This window comes from Ruegeria arenilitoris, assembly GCF_013031355.1.
GTDB classification, from domain to species: Bacteria; Pseudomonadota; Alphaproteobacteria; order Rhodobacterales; family Rhodobacteraceae; genus Ruegeria; species Ruegeria arenilitoris_C.
The window spans coordinates 438283-455384 of sequence record NZ_WPZO01000003.1; the positions used below are offsets into that span (position 1 = coordinate 438283).

Below are 17102 nucleotides of genomic sequence, written 5' to 3' on the forward strand. Positions count from 1 at the left end.
GGTTTTCTTACAGCGCTTCGGCGCCGGAAATAATTTCAATCAGCTCGTTGGTGATCACGGCCTGACGCGAGCGGTTGAACTGGATCGTCAGCTTGTCGATCATCTCACCCGCGTTGCGTGTCGCGTTGTCCATCGCGGACATCCGTGCACCCTGTTCAGACGCCCCGTTTTCGAGCAGAGCCGAGAAGATCGCGGTCGCAACCCCCTTGGGCAGCAGGTCGGCCAGAATGGCCTCTTCGCTGGGCTCGTAATCGAACACTGCACCGCTGTCGTCACCCTCGGTTTCCTCGAACGAGGCGGGGATAACCTGCTGTGCCGTCGGGATCTGGGTCACAACGTTGACGAACTTCGAGTAGAAGATCGTGGCAACATCGAACTCACCCCCGTCAAAGCGGGACAGGATGTCCTTCGCAATGTCCTGCGCGTTGGTGTAACCAATGCGTTTGACTTCGCTCAGGTCGACATGTCCAACGAACATGTCGCCAAAATCACGCTTCAGCGCGTCGCGGCCTTTCTTGCCGACGGTCAAAACCTTGACCGTCTTGCCTTTCAGGCGCAGCTCTTCCGCTTTGACACGGGCCAGCTTGGCGATGTTCGAGTTGAAGCCGCCGCAGAGGCCGCGTTCAGCTGTCATGACAACCAGCAGATGGACATCATCACTGCCCGTACCACGGAGCAGCTTGGGGGCGCTGTCGCTGCCCCCGACCGAAGCCGCCAGCCCCGCCATCACGGCATTAAACCGCTCGGCATAGGGACGCGAGGCTTCGGCAGATTCCTGGGCGCGGCGCAATTTTGCAGCCGCGACCATCTGCATGGCCTTGGTGATCTTGCGGGTCGATTTGACCGACTCGATCCTGTTTTTAAGGTCCTTAAGATTTGGCATATGCCCGCCTCTCCCTTAAGCGAAGGTTGCGGCGTATTCGTCCAGCGCAGCCTTGATCTTGTCGGAAGCGTCACCCTTGATCTTGGGATCTTCGTCCGTGATCCACTGAAGCAGATCCGCGTGCTTGCCACGCAGGTGCGCCAGCAGGCCAGCTTCGTAACGGCCAACATCGGACACGTCGATCTTGTCGAGGTAACCGTTGGTACCTGCGAAGATGACGCAGACGATTTCAGCGTTGGTCAGCGGCGAGTACTGCGGCTGTTTCATCAGCTCGGTCAGGCGCGCACCACGGTTCAGCAGCTGCTGAGTTGCGGCGTCGAGGTCGGAACCGAACTGCGCAAACGCAGCCATTTCGCGGTACTGAGCCAGTTCCAGCTTAACCGGACCAGCAACCGACTTCATCGAGTTGGTCTGAGCCGAGGAGCCTACACGCGAAACCGACAGACCGGTGTTCACGGCGGGGCGGATGCCCTGGTAGAACAGTTCGGTTTCCAGGAAGATCTGGCCGTCGGTGATCGAGATCACGTTGGTCGGAATAAACGCCGAAACGTCACCACCCTGAGTTTCGATAACCGGCAGAGCGGTCAGCGAACCTGCACCGAAATCTTCGTTCAGCTTCGCCGAACGCTCCAGCAGGCGCGAGTGGAGGTAGAAAACGTCACCCGGGTACGCTTCACGTCCGGGCGGGCGGCGCAGCAGCAGCGACATCTGACGATAGGAAACGGCCTGTTTCGACAGGTCATCATAGATGATCAGCGCGTGGCGGCCGTTGTCACGGAAGTACTCGGCCATCGCGGTCGCGGAATAGGGTGCCAGGAACTGCATCGGCGCCGGGTCGGACGCGGTCGCAGCCACAACGATCGAGTATTCAATCGCGCCGGACTCTTCCAGTTTCTTCACCAGCTGCGCAACGGTCGAACGCTTCTGACCAATCGCAACGTAGATGCAGTACAGCTTTTTCGACTCGTCGTCGCCTGCTGCGTCGTTGTAGGTTTTCTGGTTCAGGATCGCGTCCAGAGCAACGGCGGTTTTACCGGTCTGACGGTCACCAATGATCAGCTCACGCTGGCCACGGCCGATCGGGATCATCGCGTCAACCGATTTCAGGCCGGTTGCCATCGGCTCGTGCACCGATTTACGCGGGATGATGCCGGGTGCTTTAACGTCCGCAACGCCACGCTTGGTTGCGTTGATCGGGCCCTTGCCGTCCAGCGGGTTGCCCAGACCGTCAACAACGCGGCCCAGCAGTTCGTCACCGATCGGAACGTCCACGATCGAGTTGGTGCGCTTAACAGTGTCACCTTCTTTGATGTCACGGTCGGAACCGAAGATAACGACACCGACGTTGTCGCTTTCCAGGTTCAGGGCCATGCCCATGATGCCACCGGGGAATTCGACCATCTCACCGGCTTGAACGTTGTCCAGGCCGTATACACGGGCAATCCCGTCACCGACGCTCAGCACGCGGCCGATCTCGGCCACTTCGGCTTCCTGACCAAAATTCTTGATCTGGTCCTTCAGGATTGCAGAAATCTCTGCAGCTTGGATTCCCATTTATCCGACCTCTTTCATTGCATTCTGTAGGGAGTTGAGCTTGGAGCGGATCGAGCTATCGATCATCTTCGAGCCCACTTTAACGACTAGACCGCCGATGAGGCTTTCATCCACGGTCGCATTGATAGTCACGGTCTTGCCCACACGCTCGGACAGCGTCTTGGACAGTTTTTCCAGTTGTGTCTTGGTCAGCGCCTTGGCCGAGGCGACATCGGCGGTCACTTCGCCACGCTCTTCGGCCAGCATGTCGCGCAGAACCTGCACCAGCTGCGGCACGACAAACAGGCGGCGTTTCTGCGCCATCAGACCCAGCGTGTTGCGCAGGATCGCATGCAGGCCCATCTTGTCGGCAACCGCGGTGATCGCGCCTTCCTGCTCGGCACGCGAAACCAGCGGAGATGCGATCAGGTCACGCAGTTCGGCGCTTTCGCCCAAAGCTGCAGACAGATCATTGATGCCGGATTCCAGACCTGCAAGGTCATTGTTCTCTTTCGCAATCTCAAAGATTGCGGTGGCATAGCGCTCGGCGATGCCAGTGGAAATCGAAGCTGGTTCGGACACGTCCACCCTTCCGATATTTGAGGCCCCGATTTTGAGTAGCGGCCGCTACCTTGGGGCGTGAGGAAACCCCGTCCTTTTAGGGCGGGGATCAAAATCACCGGGGATGTAGCAGAGCAGAACCAACCAAGCAATATACTATAGCGGTAACGGAATTATCCACAAAGCGTTGCTTTTCAAATACTTACACCAAGTGCGACGGTTTGAACCCCTCAGGTCAGTTGAAAAATGTTACGGATATGCAGGTTTTTGCGATTCCTGTGACTTTTTTCGCGCATGTTTTCCGCCCATTTGGCGGTTGAAGGGTCATGCGGGCTTCAACAACCCATCCAGAGCTTTGATGGGGCGCCGCTCGGTATCCTTCGAGACGCTGCCGCTGGGAGGGCGGATATGTTTGGTCACTTCGACCATCAGAACGCCGCCCGCCATGATCGTTGGCACGCGCTGGCCTGTTTTCTCGATCAGATTTCCAGACTTCAGCCAAAACCGGCGAAATGACGGCGGCATGTAAAGGGCGGAACAATGGCTTTCGGGGATGAAGTGATGCGCCTTCAACTGGCTTTCCAACTGAGACGCCGAGTACGGTCGTCCAAACCCGAACGGTGTCCGATCCGTCCGCGACCACAATCCGGCCCGGTTCGGCACAACGAACAGGGCACGCCCGCCCGGCCCCAGCACGCGCCAACATTCGTCCAGCAATTCACTGGGGCGGCTCGAGGTTTCAAGCCCGTGCATCACCACCAGTTTGTCAACATGGCCGGTCTCGATGGGCCACAAGGTTTCCTCGGTCAGGACCGATACGTTGGACATCCCCGCAGGCCAAGGCATCACGCCCTGCGGTCCCGGCATCAGGCCGATCACACGCCGCGCATCTTTCAGGTATGGGCGCAACAAAGGCACTGCAAAGCCGAAACCCACCACTGTCTGCCCCTTGGCTTCGGGCCATATCTCGGTCAACCGACCCCGAATAGCCGCCTGCGCAGCACGGCCCAATGTGCTGCGGTAGTAGAAGTTCCTCAGATCCTGCACATCAAGATGCATTGCGGACACCCGGTCAATCGGCTTAGCTGAGCGCAGTCTAGCAACGAAAGGGCAAAAGGCCATGCCTCTTGAGATCGTCACCATCCCATGTCTCAGCGATAACTACGCTTTTCTGGCGCATGACGCGGAAAGTGGCCAGACCGCCCTTGTTGATGCGCCCGAATCCGGCCCGATTCTGGCCGAACTGGAGGCGCGTGGTTGGAGCCTCAGCCATGTACTGCTGACCCATCACCACTGGGACCATGTCGACGGTCTGCCCGGCATTCTTGAAAAGCATCCCGCCAAGGTCGTTGGGGCCGCTGCCGACGCCCATCGCCTGCCCCCGCTGGACCAGCAGGTCACCGATGGCGATACATTCGAGATCGGAGGCGAACCGGTTCAGGTGCTGGACGTCTCCGGCCACACAATCGGGCATGTTGCTTATTATATGCCCCAAAGCTCGGTAGTCTTCACCGCTGACAGCCTGATGGCGCTTGGCTGTGGCCGCCTGTTCGAAGGGACCGCGCCGCAAATGTGGGCGTCGCTCAGTAAACTGGCCGCCCTGCCCGACGAAACAATCGTCTGCTCCGGGCACGAATACACACAATCCAACGCCAAATTTGCCATAACAGTCGATCCCGACAACGCCGCGCTGCAGCAACGCATGATCGATATCGACCGAGCCCGCGCCGAAGGGCGGCCCACAGTGCCGTCGACTCTGGCGCTGGAAAAGGCTACGAACCCCTTTCTACGCGCCACTGACCCGGCGATTCAGGCGCATTTGGGGATGGAGAATGTCGACCCGGCGGATGTTTTTGCTGAAATCCGGGCTAGAAAAGACCGGTTCTGATGCCTATTTCGCTCTCTTCACGGCCACGGTCACATGAAATGTGACTGTCAAGTGAAAGAAAACCCTTGAAGCCGGGCCACGATCAACCAAACTCTAATAGTATGAGGACATGGTTGGATTGGGGCCATAGCCGCCCCCCTTCGACCCAAGACAGAGGAGCACCCGCGTGCCTTCATTCTCGAGCACATTAGAACAAGCCATTCACGCGGCCTTGGCGGCTGCGAATGAGCGGCGACATGAATTCGCAACGCTGGAGCATCTGCTGCTGGCGCTGCTGGAGGAACCTGATGCCATCCGCGTCATGAAGGCCTGCAGCGTCGATTTGGACGAGTTGCGCAGCACTCTGGTCGAGTTCATTGACGAAGACCTGTCCAATCTGGTCACCGATATCGACGGCTCGGAAGCCGTCCCAACCGCCGCGTTCCAGCGCGTGATCCAGCGTGCCGCGATCCATGTCCAAAGCTCGGGACGGACCGAGGTGACCGGCGCGAACGTCCTGGTCGCCATCTTCGCCGAACGTGAAAGCAACGCGGCCTATTTCCTGCAGGAACAGGACATGACCCGCTATGACGCGGTGAACTTTATCGCGCATGGTGTGGCCAAGGACCCGGCCTATGGCGAAAACCGCTCGGTTTCGGGCGCAGACCAGGTCGAGGAAGAGGTGCAGTCCACCGCGAGTGAAGGCGACCAGAAAGAAAGCGCGCTTGGGAAATACTGCATTGATCTGAACGCTAAATCGCGTGCGGGCGACGTTGACCCGCTGATCGGCCGCGCCGATGAGGTTGAACGGTGTATCCAGGTTCTCTGCCGCCGTCGCAAGAACAACCCGCTGTTGGTGGGCGATCCGGGCGTGGGTAAAACCGCCATCGCCGAAGGCCTGGCACATAAGATCGTATCGGGCGAAGCACCCGACGTGCTGGCCAATACCACTATCTTTTCGCTGGACATGGGCGCGCTGCTGGCGGGCACACGTTATCGCGGTGATTTCGAAGAACGGCTCAAGGCAGTTGTCACCGAGTTGGAGGATCACCCCGACGCTGTGCTGTTCATTGACGAGATTCACACCGTGATCGGCGCCGGCGCCACGTCGGGTGGTGCGATGGATGCGTCCAACCTGCTGAAACCTGCCCTGCAGGGCGGCAAGCTGCGCACCATGGGCTCGACCACGTATAAAGAGTTCCGTCAGCATTTCGAAAAAGACCGCGCGCTCAGCCGCCGGTTCCAGAAGATCGACGTGAACGAACCTTCGGTCGAGGACAGCGTGAAAATCCTGCGCGGTCTCAAGCCCTATTTCGAAGAGCATCACGAGATCAAATACACTGCGGACGCCATCAAGACCGCCGTGGAACTCTCAGCCCGTTATATCAATGACCGCAAGCTGCCCGACAAGGCCATCGACGTAATTGATGAAGCCGGTGCCGCGCAGCATCTGGTTGCGGAAAGCAAACGCCGCAAGACCATCGGTGTGAAGGAAATCGAGGCTGTTGTCGCCAAGATTGCCCGCATCCCGCCGAAGAATGTCACCAAAGACGATGCCGAGGTTCTGAAAGACCTTGAGGCTTCGCTGAAACGGGTGGTGTTCGGTCAGGATGACGCCATCGTGGCGCTGTCCAGCGCGATCAAACTGGCGCGTGCCGGTCTGCGGGAACCTGAAAAGCCCATCGGCAACTACCTGTTCGCTGGTCCGACCGGTGTGGGCAAGACCGAGGTCGCGAAACAGCTGGCAGATACGCTGGGTGTGGAACTTCTGCGCTTCGACATGTCGGAATACATGGAGAAACACGCGGTCAGCCGTCTGATCGGTGCGCCTCCGGGTTATGTCGGGTTCGATCAGGGCGGACTGCTGACCGACGGTGTCGACCAGCATCCGCATTGTGTGCTGCTGCTGGACGAAATCGAGAAAGCGCACCCAGATGTGTTCAACATCCTGTTGCAGGTGATGGACCACGGCGAGCTGACCGATCACAACGGCCGCACGGTGAACTTCCGCAACGTGGTTCTGATCATGACCTCGAACGCGGGTGCACAGGAACAGGCAAAGGCCGCCATCGGCTTCGGTCGTGACCGCCGCGAGGGTGAAGACACCGCTGCAATCGAGCGTATGTTCACGCCGGAATTCCGCAACCGTCTGGACGCTGTGATCTCGTTCGCGCCGCTGCCGAAAGAGGTCATCCTGCAGGTGGTCGAAAAGTTCGTGCTGCAGCTTGAAGCGCAATTGCTGGATCGCAACGTGACCATCGATCTGACGCCCAAGGCCGCCGAATGGCTGGCCGACAAGGGCTATGACGACAAGATGGGCGCCCGCCCGCTGGGCCGCGTAATCCAGGAGCACATCAAGAAACCTCTGGCCGAGGAGCTGCTGTTCGGCAAGCTGGCCAAGGGCGGTGTGGTCCGCGTTTCGGTCAAGAAGGGCGAGCTGAACCTGGAAATCTTCGGCCCCGATCAGCCGCGTATTCCGGGCGACAAACCGCCATTGCTGACGGCGGATTGATCGCCAGCACTTCAAACAGAAAACCCGCCATTCACGGCGGGTTTTTTCATTTGGACCTGCATTGCAGAGATTTGGTAGGCAAGCCCGGCCTTGCGGAAACTCCGAATTTTCAAACCAACGGCATTACCAGATATGAGGCTGGCGGTTTCGCACCGGGCATGGTTCCGGCAGAACTTGCGGCTGCCTCTCATTTGCCAAACGATAGGCCGATAGGATGCAATGTGCATAGCGCGGCCCACTCGCGCCCTGCGATAAGGCCGACAGAATCGCGATGCCGACATCGCGGGCTTTGCGGAGCCGCCCGGCTTTGACAGGCACAAAATACTCGAAGTCGATGAACCGAATCTGACGCCCGTCCCAGCACATGTCCCGAAAGGCTGGACGTCCATGGGCCAGGTCCACCGCATGCAATCGCGCCAAAGCCCGCCCTGCTGCGCGGCATGCCCTGAGCTTTTCTGCCATCGTGACAGATGTGCTCTGACAGAGTTTGGTCAGGCTGGCCCCGGCGTCCTCGATGGCGATAAACCCCAAACCTTCGGCCACGATCCGGGGGACGGGCATCCCGTAATTCCAGAGAAAGCGATGGGAGCGCCGATCACGGTCAAACGCCTTCTCTGGCCTTCCCTTCACCAGCCAAAGATGCGGAGCGAAACGCTCAACACGTTTCAGCCAAAACCTTCCCCCTCGCCGGGTCTGGCACAGAGTTACACGGCGGTACGGCGACCGTAGTCGCTTTTCCACCGCAATGTGCATCTCTGTTTCCTTGTCTTTCACGCACAGCTCCGCTCAACCTATGGTGAGGATATAGGAGTGTTGCCCCCTCAATTCACCATATGCGTGTCGACAATCCGCCCGTATCAAAAGATTTTTTTTGCACTCCCAAGTGCAGCCCGATTGACTACCGCTCGGTCAGCTTCAGCTCGATGCGGCGGTTCTGCGCGCGGGCTTCGGGGGTATCGGCGGGATTGACGGGTTGGAACTCGCCAAACCCGTTGGCGGCCAGCCGGTTCGGCGGGATACCCAGCGCGTCGACCATATAGCGCACCACTGACAAAGCCCTGCCCTGACTCAGTTCCCAGTTGTCGCGATATCGCCCGGACCCCGCCAATGGCACGTTATCCGTGTGGCCATCTACGCGGATCACCCAGTTCAGACCTTCAGGAATTTCCACCGCCACGCTGCGCAGGATAGCGGCCACCTTTGCAACCTCTTGCTGACCGACCGGAGACAGGACAGCCGAGCCGGTATCGAACAGCACTTCGGAAGAAAACACGAAACGGTCCCCTTCGATCCGAACGCCTTGTTCATCGCCCAGAACGTCGCGCAGGCGACCGAAAAACTCCGATCGATAGCGTTGCAGATCCTCGGCCTGCGCTGCCAGGTCCTGCGCCTCGATTTCAAGACGCTTGCGTTCGGCTTCTTCTAGCAGACGGCGGCGACGCTCTTCCGAGGCTGCGCGCGCCAACGCCGCGTTCAGGTCCTGCCCCAGTGTCTGGATACGGATATCAGCAGCCGCATTGCGCTCTGCGTAGTCGTCCAGCAAGCCCTGCAACCCGCCCACTTGCTCGCGCAGCGCGGCCAACTGCTGGTTCAGCAGCGCGGTTTCGCGTTGCGCCTTTTCCGAGATCGCCTGCTCATCCGAAAGCGTGTCACGCGCCACCGAGAGCAGGGCCGCGCGCTCCGCGGCCAAGGTTCGTTGTTCCTGCGCCTCGGCCAGGGCTTCGCTCTGCGCGGCAAGGGCGGCCTCAAGCTGCGCCCGCAACTCTTCGGTGTTCAGGTCCCCAAACTGCCGTTCCAATTCCGCCCTTGCAGCCTGCGCCGCAGCCAGCAGAGTCAGCGTTTCCTCGGCTTCCTTGCGCTGCGCCTCCAGCGCAAGGGTCATGGCTGTCAATTCAGCATCCGCATTCTGCAGACGGGCCCGCAGGTTTTCGGCGGCAGCAGCCTCGGCCAGTCTGGCGGCCTCTTCTGATGTCAGTTGTTCCTCTAGCTCAGAAATCCGGGCGCCCTGCGCCGCGTCGCTTTGTTCCAGATCAGCCACCAGCGCCTCAAGCGCCTCGCGTTGGGCGGCGGCCAGACGGGCGGCCTCGGTCTGTTCGTCGATCTCGGCCCGGCTTTGCGACAGAGCCAGGTTCAGAGCGTCCTGTTCGCCCTGCAATTCAGCGATTTCATCCTGTGATCGAGCCTGGTCGAACAACAGGGCCGCAACCTGAGCTTCAAAGTCGGTCAGTTGGATCTGTGCCTGAACCAGCTCGGTCTCGACCTGCGACAGAGTCGAGCTCAATACGCCCAACCTCGCCTGCAACCGGCTGTTCTCCCGCTCTTCCAGACCCAGCGCCCCGGCCAAGGCCGCGACCTCATCCGACAGGGCGGTCAGTTCATCCTCTTGCCCGGAAATGGTTTCGCGCAGCACGTATTGCACCACCATGAAGATGGTCAACACAAAGGTCAGCACCATCAGCAGCCCGGTGATCGCGTCCACGAATCCGGGCCAGACCGAGCCCTGGAAACGTTGACCTGTGCGGCGGGACAGAGCCATTGTTTACTCGCTTTCCGGAGCGGTGCGCACGGCGCCTCGGGGCAAAGTCAGGGCTTTGACCAAAAGTTCGATATCCTTGCGCAGCTCGCTCATGCTCTCCTGCCGCCCGGCGGAAATCTCTTCGAGAATACGCAGCAACTGTACATCCATCGAGCGCAGGCGCATACGGCTTTCGGCATCGATCCCATCGCCGGCACCCTGTTCGCGCATATGGTCCAGAAGCGCGTCCTGCCCAAGGGCTACCCGCTCCAGCGCCGCTGCCACGTTGTCGTTAGTGGATTGCCGTGCGTTCATTTCGCCAATCGAGTCCGCCAGCTGGCCTAACTTGGTCGATACTGCTGCACTGTCCGCCCCTTGCGCGGAAAACAAATCCTGCAGCGCGTTCATCTGCTCGGACATGGCGTCAAGCACGGGGGTCAGCACGGCCAGTTCGGCGCTGCCCTCATCCCCGGCAGCAAAACCGACACGGGTGATCGAGGACAACCATTCCTCAAGTTCGCGGTAAAACCTGTTCTGCCCGTGGCCCGCAAACAGTTCCAGAAGACCAACGATCAGCGATCCGGCCAGACCCAGCAGCGAGGAGCCAAAGGCCACGCCCATGCCCTGCAACTGCGATTCCAACCCGACCATCAGGCGGTTGAAGACGGCCAGACCCTCTTCCCCCTGTTGCGGGTTGAGGCTGCGGATGGTGTCGACGATAGCCGGAACTGTTGTCGCCAGCCCGAAGAACGTACCCAAAAGGCCAAGATAAATCAGGACGTTGGTGATGTATCGGGTAATCTCACGCTCTTCCTCGATCCGCTCGGCCACCGAATCCAGAATGGAGCGGGTTGAGGTCGAACTGATTTGTGACCGCGCGCCCCGTTCGCGCAGCAAAGACGCCAGCGGTGCCAGCAATTGCGGCGTGCGGGCGTCTTCGCGGACGACACCACCGACAAACGCCTCGATCCATCGGACCGACCCGATCAGCTGTGTCACCTGATAGAAACAAGCAAACACGCCGATGATGAAGACGAGAATAATAAAGCCGTTCAGGTAGGGGTTGGCGTAAAAGACCGGCAGCACATAAGGCAGCGCCATGAAGACCCCAAACCCCGCCAAAGCGATCGCGACCAGCATTGTAACGATCTGACGAATGGGTTGCGAGAAATGCGGTCTCGCGCCCTGATGTGCCTGCGCCATGCGCGTGGTTCCCGGTATTTTGCCTGCTCTATGCCGAAACTAGCGAAATAACACCGGTGACGCCAAGGGTTTATGCGGTGATGGTCCGCACCCGTTGCGCCAACCACTCAAGATCAGGATCGCGCAGGTCGATCTCGGCCAAATGTTCGGCGGTGTTGTAGAGGTATTCGGTGTTTGGCCCGCGCCCGCCCACGGCATGGGCGATGATCTGTGCCTGTTCCTCCAGCGGCATTCCCCCGCAATATTGCACATGATCGGCGTCGATCACGTAGGTCACCGCAGTCACCACCTCGCCGTTGTCGAGCTGCACGTCCAGCATTTTCTCGACATAAGCCGATGAGATCAGCTCGCGCTCGCGCAATTCGTGCAACGTGCGGTCCTCATGACCGGCTTCAACCGCCAAAGCCAACCCCTTGCAATGGGCATCGGCCTGTTCGTCCAGCGCCAGTACGAGGCCGGGATGATCCTCGGTGCCGCGGTGGTGGATCGAGCTCATGCAGAAGGACCGCGCATAACCGTGCAGCGTTGCGCGTTCGCTGCGGGCCACCGGAAAGCCCGGGTTCCACAGCAGCGATCCATATCCGAAAACCCACATCGTCATAGCACTGGTCCTTGCCCGTTTGCGCCTATAAACATCAAATCCGAGGCAGGAAAAAGGGCCATCTGTCATGCGCGGTCTGGTGCGGTTTATCATTTTCATCCTTGTCGCGTGGAGCGCCTATTGGTTCATTGCCGGTTTCGGGCTGCGCAATGCCATCACGACATGGTTCGACAAACAGCAGGAACAGGGCTGGCAGGCCGAATTTGCAGACGTTGAGACTGCCGGATACCCCTTCCACCACATGACTCGACTGAACAGCCCCGCGCTGGCCGATCCGGTCAACGGAACTGCATGGAGCGCCGACTGGATAGAATTCCAAAGCCCCGCGATCTGGCCCGGCCGTCAGGTGCTACGGTTTGCCGAAACGCCGCAGCGCTTGTCCCACTACGACCAGACGGCCACCATTGAAGCCGGTGATTTGCAGGCTGAACTGCAATTGCAACCCGGTGTCGCGCTGGTGCTGGAAAAAATGGCGCTGACCGCCGGGCCTTGGTCCATCACTGACGATACCGGGACGCTGGCCGGCGGTGATACACTGGCCCTCGTGATGGAGCAGACGCCAACCCCCGAAACCTATGTGATCGGCGCGCGGATTGACGGCTTCACCCCCGGCGATGATCTGCGCGACCTGATGCGTTCGGCCACGACCCTGCCGCAGGCGTTCGAGACGCTGGAACTGGATATGGCTGTCACCTTCGACAAAGCCTGGGATCGTTCGGCGCTGGAAGACAGCAGGCCGCAGCCGGTAAAGATCGACCTTCGTCTGGCCGAGATGAAGTGGGGCGCGCTGCGTCTGTTCGCCACCGGAGAGCTGGATGTTGATCAGCAAGGCATTCCGATTGGCGAGATTGCCGTCAAGGCCGAGAACTGGCGCGACATGATCGCCATGGCCAACGCTGCGGGCGCCCTGCCCGATCAGGCGGTTGACCCGGTGACGCGTGCGCTAAACTTCATGGCCGGGCTTGGCGGCAATCCCAACGCACTGGATTTACAGCTGAATTTCCGCGATGGCTTTGTGGCACTGGGTCCCCTGCCCCTTGGGCCGGCCCCACGACTGATCCTGCGTTAACGGCAGTATGGCCCCCGGCGGTGGCGCGCCGTATCCAGGTGGAAATGGTCCTTATGATAGCGATCCGCGTTTGGCCCCAACACGGTGCCAAACGGCCCACACGCCCCCCGCCAGACTTTTGTCAGCTGACGCTTTGACGGGTTCTTGCGCCAGCCGCTCAGGACCGTCACCACTTCGCCATCGGCCATCTTGAAACCCGAGATATCAATCGCCCTGCCCTTGCCGTGCTCGGATATCTTCGCACCTTTGCGATTGTTGCGGGTTCGGCAGGCATAATGCGCGGCGACCTGAATCTCGACCACCGGTCCGCGCCGCTTGAAGGTGGGCTTGACCGTCTTGTCGACCCATTTGTTCAGCGCAATGGCGGTACCGCAATCCATGGTCGACGGACGGCTAAGTGCCACGCCCGAGACCGAAGTTACCTGAACGGCATCCTTGATCCCACACGCCTTGATCTTACCCGGAACGCTGCCGACTGGCTTGCCCTGAATATCTATGTCCCCGCAGACCGAGGTTTTGCGCAGCTTGCGTTTCTTGAACAGAACCTCCAACTCCAGCGCTTTCGGGCGCAAAAGCGGTCGGATAGGCGAAGTTTGCTCCAGCACCGACACATCCGCCGGGGCGGAGGCGGCGGCCAGGATGATTTGAGTCTCGGGCCGCAATTTGGGGCGAATTTCAACGGCAGCCGGGCTGGCGAAGGCCAGTACTTGTGCCTCAGAGGGGCGAGTAACGGGAACCAGTGACTGTTCCAGAGGCGCCGCGTTGGACCATGTGGCGTTGGCTGCCACAAATCCAATCATCAGAAACCTCCAGCTGCGTCTCATGAGCTTGCTTTGCCTCGTCCAAAGTCTGGCGCATCCGTATCCTGCCCGGCGTCGATGATCCCGCGCCGGATCGCGCGGGTACGGGTGAAATAGTCGAACAGGTGTTCACCATCGCCGGTGCGGATGGCGCGCTGGAGTGCGAAAAGCTCCTCGGTAAAGCGCCCGAGGATTTCCAGCGTTGCGTCCTTGTTCGTCAGGAACACATCGCGCCACATGGTCGGGTCCGAGGCCGCGATCCGCGTGAAATCCCGGAAACCGGCGGCGGAATACTTGATGACCTCGGTATCGGTCACACGACGCAGGTCATCGGCGACACCCACCATCGTATAGGCAATCAGGTGTGGCGCGTGGGACGTCACAGCCAGAACCAGATCATGGTGGTCCGCGTCCATCTCATCGACATTCGCGCCCATGCCTTCCCACAGCGCACGCAGGCGCGCGATGGCGTCCGGGTCCGATCCTTCGACTGGCACAAGCAAACACCAACGATTGTCGTAAAGCTCGGCGAAGCCAGCCTCGGGGCCGGAATGCTCGGTCCCGGCCAGCGGGTGCGCGGGCACAAAATGTACGCCTTCAGGGATATGTGGAGATACGGCCTGAATCACGTGCCGTTTGACCGAACCCACATCCGTCACCGTCGCTCCCGGCTTAAGGACCGGGGCGATATCTGTGGCCACGGCCTCCATCGCACCGACAGGGACACACAAAACCACAAGATCCGCGCCCTCGACCGCTTCACGCGCGGTATCGCACACACGGTCACATAGACCGATCCGGCGGGCTGCGTCGCGGGTCGCCTCGGACCGGGCATAGCCGGTGACTTCACCCGCAAGGCCCGAGCGCTTGATGGCCCAGAACATGGACGATGCGATCAGACCCAGCCCGATCAGCGCAATACGGTCGTAAACCTGGCTCATACGGCACCCCCTTTGAACGCGGTGATGGCCGCAACGACACGGCGGCAGGCGTCTTCGTCACCAACGGTGATCCGCAAAGCGTTGGGCAGGTTGTAGCCCGCGACACGGCGCACGATCAGACCCTGAGTTTTGAGGTAGTCGTCACAGGCCTCAGCCTCGGCCTGATCCGCAAACCGTGCGAGGATAAAGTTGGTGCAGGACGCATCCGACGGTACTCCGATCTTGGCCAGCTCATCAGACAGCCACACCCGCAGGCGCGCGTTTTCTGCCCGACAGAAGGTCAGGAACTCCACATCGTTCACCGCAGCCTCTGCGGCTGCCAAAGCGGTCAGCGACAGATTGAACGGCTGGCGAACCCGGTTCAGCACGTCGATGATCGACTGCGCGGCATAGCCCCAGCCAACCCGCATTCCGCCAAGACCGTAAACCTTCGAAAAGGTCCGGGTCATGATCACGTTCTCGAACCGATCCACCAAAGATGCGCCACCATCGAACCCATCGACGAATTCGGCATACGCCCCGTCGATCACCATCAGACAGGTCTGCGGCAGCGCCTCGGCCAGCCTAGCCAGTTCGGCCTCGGGGATCATGGTCGAGGTCGGGTTGCCCGGATTGGTCACGAATACGATCCGTGTCTGTTCGGTGACAGCGGAAAGGATGTTGTCCACATCCACATGCCGATCCCGCTCCGGCACCATCACCGGCATCGCACCGGCCATGCGGGCAATGATCGGGTACATGGAAAACCCGTGCTCGGTATAGATGACCTCATCCCCCGGCCCGGCATAGGCCTGAGCGATGAATTGCAGCACCTCGTCACTGCCCACGCCACACACAAGACGCGCCGGGTCCAGCCGGTGGCGCGCGCCGATGGCTTGCCGCAGGGGCGCGTGATCGGTGCTGGGGTAACGATGCAGGGTCGCGGCACTGTCGCGCGCCGCCTCAATCGCCTTGGGGCTAGGGCCAAACGGGTTTTCGTTCGAACTCAGCTTGATCACATGCTCGACCCCGGCCACATGCGACTGGCCGCCCTGATAGAGCGCGATGTCCATAATGCCGGGTTGAGGGGTGATCTTGTTCATAAGAGGCTCCGTTTATTGGAGCCCCTCATACCCGTCTCAACGCGTTGAGAAAAGCGGCAATTCCGTCACGCCGCTTTGAAGCGGGCCGTTGCCGGGTCAGCACAGTAATAGGGCGCGAATTCTTCGGTCCGGCGGGACAGGTCATTGACGCTGTCGATGATGAACTGAACCGTCTCTTCGCTCATCAGATACGAGAAGTTCAGGCGCACCCAACCGGGTTTCTTCATCTCTTCCCCGGCGGACAGAGCCGCGTGCAGCTCGTCCGAGGTTTCGCGGTCGATCCCCAGCAAACGGTGCGCATACGGCCCGGCACAGGCACAACCGCCCCGCGCCTGAATGCCGTAGATGTCGCTGAGCATCCGGGTGAACAATTGCTGATGCACAGGGCGCCCCACGTTGTCGCACACCAGGAAGGAATAGATCGGCAGACGATGCGGGTTGTCCGTGCCCAGCAAGGTCAGGTTCGGGTTATCACCCCACCCTTCCAGCGCCATGCGGTTGTATTTCTCTTCACGGCGGGCAATCTCATGGGTGCCAACCACATCTTTGACGATGAAGGCCAGCGCCGCGCGGATATCTCCGATCACGTTGGGCGTTCCGGCCTCTTCGCGGGTTGCCAGGTCCTCACTGTAGTCATGCCGCCACGGCGAGACGAAACTGACCGTGCCGCCACCGGGCCAACTGGGGCATGTGCGTTTCACAGTGTTCTGGTTGACGATCAGTACGCCCGACGCCCCCGGTCCGCCCGGAAACTTGTGCGGGGAAACGACGATAGCATCCTTGCGTGCATCCTCCGGCCCCATATCCATTGGCAAATACGGACCGCCGCCTGCGTAATCCCAAACCGACGCGGCCCCATGCGCCTTGAGCAACCGGGTGATCGGGTCCGGATCGGTGATGATGCCTGTGACATTCGATGCCGCCGAAAACGATCCGATGATCAGATCGGAACCGGCGTTGTCGACCAGGGCCTGCTCCAACGCAGCCAGATCAACGCCCCCCTCAGCAGCCTCGGGGATTTCAATCACCTGCGCTTTGCTTTCGCGCCAGGGCAGAATATTCGAGTGATGCTCATACGGCCCGATTAAAACAACCGGCCGGTCAGCCGCATCCACACCCAACAAACTGACCAACCGGTTGAGACCCGCAGTAGCGCCAGACCCGGTAAAGATCACCGCGTCTTCTCCCCTCGCACCTACGATGCGGGCAATCTCTGCGCGCGCTTCACGGCGCAGACGGGTCATATAGGACCCGCAATAGGAGGCCTCGGTATGGCTGTTGGCATAGAAGGGCAGCACCTCATGGGCGACAAAATCCTCAACCTGCCGCAGCGCACGGCCCGAGGCGACGTAGTCCGCGTATACCAGCGGCACGTCCCTATGCAGACCCGGGATCAGAACATTCTCTCCGATCAGCCCGTCGCGCAGAGTGGACTCGTGAGTGGCGGTTTGGATTTCTGCGCGAAATTTGGACAGGGTCATGGCAAAGGCTCCGTATTGCCTTTCCAATATGATTGGATCTTGCTGAGTAAACTT

At 60.2% G+C, this 17102-nt stretch carries 15 protein-coding genes; 3 read left to right on the forward strand and 12 right to left on the reverse strand.

What is annotated here, in order from left to right:
• Nucleotides 1-7 precede the first annotated feature (7 nt).
• The 4 genes from GOX63_RS10730 to GOX63_RS10745 all read right to left on the reverse strand — a co-directional run bounded on the left by GOX63_RS10730 (nt 8) and on the right by GOX63_RS10745 (nt 4036).
• Nucleotides 8-883 (reverse strand): F0F1 ATP synthase subunit gamma, encoded by an 876-nt coding sequence (locus GOX63_RS10730; RefSeq protein WP_170325956.1) that lies wholly within the window; start codon nt 881-883, stop codon nt 8-10.
• A 15-nt stretch (nt 884-898) separates the two neighbouring features.
• The gene (gene atpA, locus GOX63_RS10735; protein WP_170325957.1) at nt 899-2437 is read right to left on the reverse strand and encodes a F0F1 ATP synthase subunit alpha; all 1539 of its coding nucleotides are present in this window, start codon (nt 2435-2437) and stop codon (nt 899-901) included.
• Nucleotides 2438-2998: a F0F1 ATP synthase subunit delta gene (locus GOX63_RS10740; RefSeq protein ID WP_170325958.1), complete on the reverse strand. Its 561-nt coding sequence runs from the start codon at nt 2996-2998 to the stop codon at nt 2438-2440.
• A 303-nt stretch (nt 2999-3301) separates the two neighbouring features.
• The gene (locus GOX63_RS10745) at nt 3302-4036 is read right to left on the reverse strand and encodes a class I SAM-dependent methyltransferase (protein ID WP_170325959.1); all 735 of its coding nucleotides are present in this window, start codon (nt 4034-4036) and stop codon (nt 3302-3304) included.
• Nucleotides 4037-4097: 61 nt separating this feature from the next.
• Between GOX63_RS10745 and gloB the strand changes: the two genes are divergently transcribed.
• Nucleotides 4098-4865: a hydroxyacylglutathione hydrolase gene (gene gloB / locus GOX63_RS10750; protein WP_170325960.1), complete on the forward strand. Its 768-nt coding sequence runs from the start codon at nt 4098-4100 to the stop codon at nt 4863-4865.
• 166 nt (nt 4866-5031) lie between these two features.
• Nucleotides 5032-7356 (forward strand): ATP-dependent Clp protease ATP-binding subunit ClpA, encoded by a 2325-nt coding sequence (gene clpA / locus GOX63_RS10755; RefSeq protein WP_170325961.1) that lies wholly within the window; start codon nt 5032-5034, stop codon nt 7354-7356.
• Between the two features lie 123 nt (nt 7357-7479).
• Here the strand turns inward: clpA and GOX63_RS10760 are convergent, their stop codons facing one another.
• The 4 genes from GOX63_RS10760 to GOX63_RS10775 form a co-directional block, all read right to left on the reverse strand.
• The gene (locus GOX63_RS10760) at nt 7480-8109 is read right to left on the reverse strand and encodes a phosphotransferase (protein ID WP_254435934.1); all 630 of its coding nucleotides are present in this window, start codon (nt 8107-8109) and stop codon (nt 7480-7482) included.
• 145 nt (nt 8110-8254) lie between these two features.
• Nucleotides 8255-9892, reverse strand: a complete 1638-nt coding sequence (locus GOX63_RS10765; RefSeq protein ID WP_170545699.1) for a peptidoglycan -binding protein — start codon at nt 9890-9892, stop codon at nt 8255-8257.
• Between the two features lie 3 nt (nt 9893-9895).
• On the reverse strand, nt 9896-11074 hold the full coding sequence (locus GOX63_RS10770) for a biopolymer transporter ExbB (RefSeq protein ID WP_170545702.1): 1179 nt from the start codon (nt 11072-11074) through the stop codon (nt 9896-9898).
• Between the two features lie 70 nt (nt 11075-11144).
• Nucleotides 11145-11675 (reverse strand): gamma-glutamylcyclotransferase, encoded by a 531-nt coding sequence (locus GOX63_RS10775; RefSeq protein ID WP_170325965.1) that lies wholly within the window; start codon nt 11673-11675, stop codon nt 11145-11147.
• 67 nt (nt 11676-11742) lie between these two features.
• Between GOX63_RS10775 and GOX63_RS10780 the strand changes: the two genes are divergently transcribed.
• The gene (locus GOX63_RS10780) at nt 11743-12744 is read left to right on the forward strand and encodes a DUF2125 domain-containing protein (protein WP_170325966.1); all 1002 of its coding nucleotides are present in this window, start codon (nt 11743-11745) and stop codon (nt 12742-12744) included.
• Here the strand turns inward: GOX63_RS10780 and GOX63_RS10785 are convergent.
• The 4 genes from GOX63_RS10785 to GOX63_RS10800 form a co-directional block, all read right to left on the reverse strand.
• Nucleotides 12741-13568 carry an extensin family protein gene (locus GOX63_RS10785; RefSeq protein WP_170325967.1) on the reverse strand — a complete coding sequence of 276 codons (828 nt, stop codon included), beginning with the start codon at nt 13566-13568 and terminating at the stop codon, nt 12741-12743. The two genes, GOX63_RS10780 and GOX63_RS10785, sit on opposite strands and share 4 nt — an antisense overlap.
• A complete protein-coding gene (locus GOX63_RS10790; RefSeq protein WP_170325968.1) occupies nt 13565-14485 on the reverse strand; it encodes a prephenate/arogenate dehydrogenase family protein in 921 nt (306 codons plus the stop codon). Before GOX63_RS10790 ends, GOX63_RS10785 begins: the two co-directional genes overlap by 4 nt.
• Nucleotides 14482-15567 carry a histidinol-phosphate transaminase gene (hisC, locus tag GOX63_RS10795; protein ID WP_170325969.1) on the reverse strand — a complete coding sequence of 362 codons (1086 nt, stop codon included), beginning with the start codon at nt 15565-15567 and terminating at the stop codon, nt 14482-14484. The genes GOX63_RS10790 and hisC overlap by 4 nt, the downstream gene beginning before the upstream one ends.
• 65 nt (nt 15568-15632) lie before the next feature.
• Entirely contained in the window at nt 15633-17048 is a 1416-nt protein-coding gene (locus GOX63_RS10800) for an aminotransferase class V-fold PLP-dependent enzyme (RefSeq protein WP_170325970.1), read from the reverse strand.
• Between the last annotated feature and the right edge of the window lie 54 nt (nt 17049-17102).

Coding starts and splice junctions, on each gene's coding strand:
- GOX63_RS10730 (WP_170325956.1), bottom strand. CDS start 883: ATGCCAAATCTTAAGGACCTTAAAAACAGGATCGAGTCGGTCAAATCG.
- atpA (WP_170325957.1), bottom strand. CDS start 2,437: ATGGGAATCCAAGCTGCAGAGATTTCTGCAATCCTGAAGGACCAGATC.
- GOX63_RS10745 (WP_170325959.1), bottom strand. CDS start 4,036: ATGCATCTTGATGTGCAGGATCTGAGGAACTTCTACTACCGCAGCACA.
- gloB (WP_170325960.1), top strand. CDS start 4,098: ATGCCTCTTGAGATCGTCACCATCCCATGTCTCAGCGATAACTACGCT.
- GOX63_RS10760 (WP_254435934.1), bottom strand. CDS start 8,109: ATGCACATTGCGGTGGAAAAGCGACTACGGTCGCCGTACCGCCGTGTA.
- GOX63_RS10765 (WP_170545699.1), bottom strand. CDS start 9,892: ATGGCTCTGTCCCGCCGCACAGGTCAACGTTTCCAGGGCTCGGTCTGG.
- GOX63_RS10770 (WP_170545702.1), bottom strand. CDS start 11,074: ATGGCGCAGGCACATCAGGGCGCGAGACCGCATTTCTCGCAACCCATT.
- GOX63_RS10775 (WP_170325965.1), bottom strand. CDS start 11,675: ATGACGATGTGGGTTTTCGGATATGGATCGCTGCTGTGGAACCCGGGC.
- GOX63_RS10780 (WP_170325966.1), top strand. CDS start 11,743: ATGCGCGGTCTGGTGCGGTTTATCATTTTCATCCTTGTCGCGTGGAGC.
- GOX63_RS10785 (WP_170325967.1), bottom strand. CDS start 13,568: ATGAGACGCAGCTGGAGGTTTCTGATGATTGGATTTGTGGCAGCCAAC.
- GOX63_RS10790 (WP_170325968.1), bottom strand. CDS start 14,485: ATGAGCCAGGTTTACGACCGTATTGCGCTGATCGGGCTGGGTCTGATC.
- hisC (WP_170325969.1), bottom strand. CDS start 15,567: ATGAACAAGATCACCCCTCAACCCGGCATTATGGACATCGCGCTCTAT.
- GOX63_RS10800 (WP_170325970.1), bottom strand. CDS start 17,048: ATGACCCTGTCCAAATTTCGCGCAGAAATCCAAACCGCCACTCACGAG.